Genomic DNA, 1858 nt, shown 5'->3' on the forward strand with positions numbered 1-1858 from the left:
CAATGAATCGCACCCTGTTGATGATGCGCCCTAACACTTGAAAGTGAAGTGAAAACAATAGCAGCTAATGCTGTACCAACAGCTGTGTGCATAAGTATGGCTTGATCAACTTGCCCAGCTAATAAATACAACAATGCAGGCACCATGATCAGCCCGCCACCAACTCCTAATAGACCAGCAATAAAGCCTGAAAACGCACCGAGCAATAAGAGTGAAGCTACTTCAACCAAGTACCAACTGATTCAATTAGCAAACCATCTTTATCATTAAAGAAATGATCAGCACTAACCTTCATCTGTGAATAGTTTGAGTTGTTTTTTGATGCATGAGCTCGATCCTTCACACTCTTTAGAACTGATTCAAGGTCTTCATCACCATATAAGTCAAACACAGGAATATCGATTTTTTTCAGATATTCAGCAGTTGCTGGGCCCATACCAATGCCCACAAATCGCGTAAATGGATGCTTAAAATTAGCCAGATAATGCGTTGACATCACACTGCCTAAACTGTGTGCAACCAAAACATCACTAACTAAACCTTCTTTCTCTAAGTATTCTACAGCAGCTTTAATACGCAAATCTGCATGACCAAGTACCTGTTTATATTCGCCTGAATGCGCATCATTTGCCAAGACTGGCATTTGAATAGACAATGTGTTAAATCCTTGAGTAGTTAAAGCGACACGTAATGGTTGGATTACTTGCACCCAATCAGGATGGACCCCTAAACCATGGACAACCACAGCGGTTCTTTTGGTATCAGTTTCACTGGGCGTGTAGATAGCCATAAATTCATGATCACTGGCTGTAAGCCAAACTGCATCACCATCCATTAGACCATCTTCTACCTGCTCTGCCCAACGCGTTTCTTTGGCATAATCAGGAGTAATTTGCGCATTAGCCGCACCGATCAGCAGCAATAACAACAGTGTTAGTAATTTCATTATATTCTCCAAATTAAAAATTAAATTTGACTTCCAGCTTAGCAAGTAAAGTTAAATTATATCAAGCTTTTTTTTGCTCAAAAAATTATATACACATAATAATCACACGACAAAATTTAGGAAATAATGCAAATGACTAGTTTTTAGAAAAAATATATAAAATAACGTAAAAATGGATAAAAATAGAAATTTATTGTTATTTTTAGGATAAAAATAGGATAAAGTGGTTATTTTTTAAGATTTTTATGAAAAAAAAGCAAAAAAAAGTGATATTCGCTGGAGATAAGTATGAAAACAACTTTATTCGCGAATACCACTAAAAACTTAGTTATATTAATGAAGTTTCCGAGAAAATCAAATACTATAATAAGTACATTGACCACAATCAGTGTCGGGGAACGGATCCGATATATAGTTCATGTTGATTTATTATAACTGATTTAAATAATTATTAATAGAGACATTCAGTGTATCTTTGTAAAAATACTGAATAATTAAAGATACTGATTTATAGTGTAAGTGAAATATTTAAGACAGTTTAGATCTGATTAGTCCAGATATAGCGCCCATGTCAGCCTTGCCGTCTAATTGAGATTTTAACAATCCCATTAGCTTTCCCATGTCTTGCATAGAAGAAGCGCCAGAATCGGCAATAGCTTTGTCAACAGCAGCAGAAACTTCTTCTTCAGAGAGTTGCTCAGGCATGTAATTATTAATAATTAATAACTCTGCCTCTTCCACATCAACTAAGTCGGTGCGACCTGCATCTTTAAATTGTGAAATAGAATCTTTACGCTGTTTAACCATCTTTTGGATGACAGCTAAAACCTGAATATCATCAAGCTCAATGCGCTCATCAACCTCTCTTTGCTTAATTGCACCAATGATCATACGAACCGCTTTTAAAGCTTC

General features: G+C 36.0%; 3 protein-coding genes. All 3 read right to left on the reverse strand.

Going from position 1 to position 1858, the window contains the following annotated elements:
* Positions 1–230, reverse strand: a 230-nt coding sequence (locus P8M52_RS05130) for a TSUP family transporter (protein ID WP_300308276.1), incomplete at its 3' end; no start/stop codon positions are given.
* Complete coding sequence (locus tag P8M52_RS05135; RefSeq protein WP_300308279.1) at positions 218–946, reverse strand: DUF3530 family protein; 729 nt, start codon at positions 944–946, stop codon at positions 218–220. The genes P8M52_RS05135 and P8M52_RS05130, both read right to left, overlap by 13 nt.
* A 528-nt stretch (positions 947–1474) precedes the next feature.
* A partial coding sequence (locus P8M52_RS05140) for a GatB/YqeY domain-containing protein (RefSeq protein ID WP_300308282.1) occupies positions 1475–1858 on the reverse strand: 384 nt, incomplete at its 5' end.

Origin of the sequence: Candidatus Thioglobus sp. (genome assembly GCF_029243085.1) — a bacterium.
Taxonomy (GTDB): Bacteria; Pseudomonadota; Gammaproteobacteria; order PS1; family Pseudothioglobaceae; genus Thioglobus_A.